General features: G+C 63.5%; 4 protein-coding genes and 1 pseudogene. All 5 read right to left on the bottom strand.

The genetic code is table 11. From position 1 onward, the window contains the following. Positions 1-124: 124 nt before the first annotated feature. Positions 125-433, bottom strand: a complete 309-nt coding sequence (nuoK, locus tag ACK59X_RS31020; RefSeq protein WP_005793248.1) for an NADH-quinone oxidoreductase subunit NuoK — start codon at positions 431-433, stop codon at positions 125-127. Further along, on the bottom strand, positions 430-1,098 hold the full coding sequence (locus ACK59X_RS31015; RefSeq protein ID WP_409962728.1) for an NADH-quinone oxidoreductase subunit J: 669 nt from the start codon (positions 1,096-1,098) through the stop codon (positions 430-432). The genes nuoK and ACK59X_RS31015 overlap by 4 nt, the downstream gene beginning before the upstream one ends. A gap of 57 nt (positions 1,099-1,155) precedes the next feature. Beyond that, the gene (gene nuoI / locus ACK59X_RS31010; protein ID WP_409962726.1) at positions 1,156-1,668 is read right to left on the bottom strand and encodes an NADH-quinone oxidoreductase subunit NuoI; all 513 of its coding nucleotides are present in this window, start codon (positions 1,666-1,668) and stop codon (positions 1,156-1,158) included. A 12-nt stretch (positions 1,669-1,680) separates the two neighbouring features. Next, positions 1,681-2,763: an NADH-quinone oxidoreductase subunit NuoH gene (gene nuoH / locus ACK59X_RS31005; RefSeq protein ID WP_409962724.1), complete on the bottom strand. Its 1,083-nt coding sequence runs from the start codon at positions 2,761-2,763 to the stop codon at positions 1,681-1,683. Further along, positions 2,760-2,986, bottom strand: a pseudogene (locus ACK59X_RS31000) (NADH-quinone oxidoreductase subunit G); the annotation flags it as partial. The pseudogene ACK59X_RS31000 and the gene nuoH, both read right to left, overlap by 4 nt.

The raw sequence follows: 2,986 nt of genomic DNA, 5'->3' as shown, positions 1-2,986 counted from the left end.
CACCAAAGGTGGTGCCCAGGATGCCAGCGACGAGCGAACCCACCAGCGGTGCCAAAGGCACGGCCAGCAAGGTGCTTGCAGAAAGACTTGTTGTCATAGGAATGTCGTTCTTTCTAAGCCCGGCTCAACCCTTGAGGGTGTTGAGGTCTTCCGCGTTGATGCTGGACTTGTTGCGGAACAGCAGCACCAGAATGGCCAGGCCGATGGCCGACTCGGCCGCGGCCACCGTCAGGATGAAGAACACGAACACCTGTCCGTGCATGTCACCCAGGTAGTGCGAGAACGCCACGAAGTTCATGTTCACGGCCAGCAGCATCAGCTCGATGGCCATGAGCAGCACGATCAGGTTCTTGCGGTTCAGGAAGATGCCGATCACCGCGAGCGCGAACAGCATCGCGCCCAGCGAAAGAAAATGTCCCAGGGTCAACGTCATGGCTTCTTCTCCTCGGCGGCGGGCTCGGCAGGCGCTTCAGGCACGGCCTTTTGCGTGGCGGCGACCTTCACCACTTCCAGGCGATCGGCAGCGCGCACGCGGATCTGCTCGGACGGGCTGATGGCCTTGCTGTCCTTGCGCTGGCGCAGGGTCAGGGCAATGGCGGCGATCATGGCCACCAGCAGGATCACGGCGGCGATCTCGACAGGGTACAGGTACTGGGTGTACAGCAGCTTGCCCAGCTCCTTGGTGTTGGAGTACTGCACGACCTTGCCGGCCGCATCGACCACGACCGCCGCGGCCTTGGGCTCTTCCATGCCGCGGAAACCGCCCATCAGCACGGCGGCCATTTCCAGGGCGATCAGCGCGCCCACGAAGGCGGCAAGCGGGAAGTGCTTCCAGAAGCCCTTGCGCACGGTGTCGATGTGGATGTCCAGCATCATCACCACGAACAGGAACAGCACCATCACCGCGCCCAGGTACACCAGCACCAGGGCGATGGCCAGGAACTCGGCCTTGAGCAGCAGCCACACGGCCGCCGCCTGCGAGAAAGCCAGGATGAGGTAGAGCACCGCATGCACGGGGTTGCGTGCGGTGATCACCCGGAAGGCTGCAAACAGCAGCACGACCGAGAAGAGGTAGAAGAAACCAGTCTTGGCGTCCATGAATCAGGTCTTTATAGAAAGTCTGGCGACGGGATGGATGGGATCGCGACCGCTTGCTCAGCGGTACTTGGCGTCCGCAGCCTTGGCTGCGGCAATCTCACCCTCGTACCGGTCACCGACCGCCAGAAGCATGTCCTTGGTGAAGTACAGGTCGCCACGCTTTTCGCCGTGGTATTCGAAGATGTGCGTCTCGACGATCGAGTCCACCGGGCAGCTCTCTTCGCAAAAGCCGCAGAAGATGCACTTGGTCAGGTCGATGTCGTAGCGCGTGGTGCGGCGCGAGCCGTCGTCACGCACATCGGATTCGATGGTGATCGCCATGGCGGGGCACACGGCCTCGCACAGCTTGCAGGCAATGCAGCGCTCTTCGCCGTTGTCGTAACGGCGCAGGGCATGCAGGCCGCGGACACGCGGCGACAAAGGCGTCGTCTCTTCAGGGAACTGCACGGTCACCTTGCGGCGAAACGCGTAGCGGCCCGTCAGGGCCATGCCCTTGAGCAGCTCCACGAGCATGAAGCTCTTGAAGAAGTCCTTGAACGAAAAAGGTGCGGCAGCAACAGCAGCAGTCATGTGTGTCCCCGCTTACTTCCAGATGTTCCATGGCGAGAGCAACCACCCGCCGACGATGAGCAGCCACACCAGGGTGACCGGAATGAAGATCTTCCAACCCAGGCGCATGATCTGGTCATAGCGGAAGCGGGGGAAGGTGGCGCGGATCCAGATGAACATGGACACCACGACGAAGGTCTTGATGCCCAGCCAGATCCAGCCCGGGATCCAGTTGAACAGCACGCTGTCGATGGGCGACAGCCAGCCGCCCAGGAACATCAGCGCTGCCAGGATGGACACCAGCCACATGCTGGCGTATTCGGCCAGGAAGAACACGGCAAAGCCCATGCCCGAGTACTCGACCATGTGGCCGGCCACGATTTCGGCTTCGCCTTCGACCACGTCGAAGGGGTGGCGGTTGGTCTCGGCCACGCCGGAGATCAGGTAGACCAGGAAGATCGGCAGCAGCGGCAGCCAGTTCCAGGACAGGAAGGACAGGCCCATGTCGGCCGCCATGCCACGGCCCTGCGACATCACGATCTCGGTCAGGTTCATGCTGCCCGAGACCATGATGACCACCAGGAAGCAAAAGCCCATGGCGATCTCATAGCTCACCATCTGTGCCGAGGCGCGCAGCGCGCCCAGGAAGGCGTACTTGGAGTTCGATGCCCAGCCGGCGATGATCACGCCATAGACTTCGATGGAGGTAATCGCCATCACCAGCAGCAGGCCGGCATTGACGTTGGCCAGGGCCACATCGGGGCCGAAGGGAATCGCCACCCACGCGGCCAGCGCGGGCATGATGGCCATCAACGGGCCCAGTACGAACAGGCCCTTGCTGGCGGCCGCCGGCTGGATGATTTCCTTGGTCATCAGCTTCATGCCGTCGGCCAGAGGCTGCAGCAGGCCCATGGGGACCACGCGGTTGGGGCCGTGGCGCACCTGCATGAAACCGAGGAGCTTGCGCTCCCACAGCGTGAGGTAGGCCACCGCGCCCATCAGGGGCGCGACGATCACGACGATCTTGAGCAGGATCCAGAGCACGGGCCAGGCCGCGCCCGTCCACCATGCGAAGGGCAGGAGGTTCAGCCCGCCGTTGTACAGCGCGTCGATCATGCCGCCACTCCTTCACCGGCCGCCATGCGGGCATCGGCCGTCAATTGCAGCGAGGTGGCGCGGCGCACCAGACCATCGAGCTGGTAAATCGAAGCGACAGCGGGCTCGGCCACGCTGGCCGCGCCTGCAGCAGCAGGCACCTGGCCCACGGCATTGGACAGCTGCTCGGCCGGCAGCATGGCCAGCTTGCCCGCAGGGGCGTTGGTGGCACGGGCCAGGCCGC

The sequence above is a fragment of the Acidovorax sp. genome, from assembly GCF_046339755.1.
Classification (GTDB): domain Bacteria; phylum Pseudomonadota; class Gammaproteobacteria; order Burkholderiales; family Burkholderiaceae_C; genus Acidovorax.
Note: the sequence above shows the minus strand (reverse complement) of the source record. Positions and strands in the feature narration are given on the sequence as shown.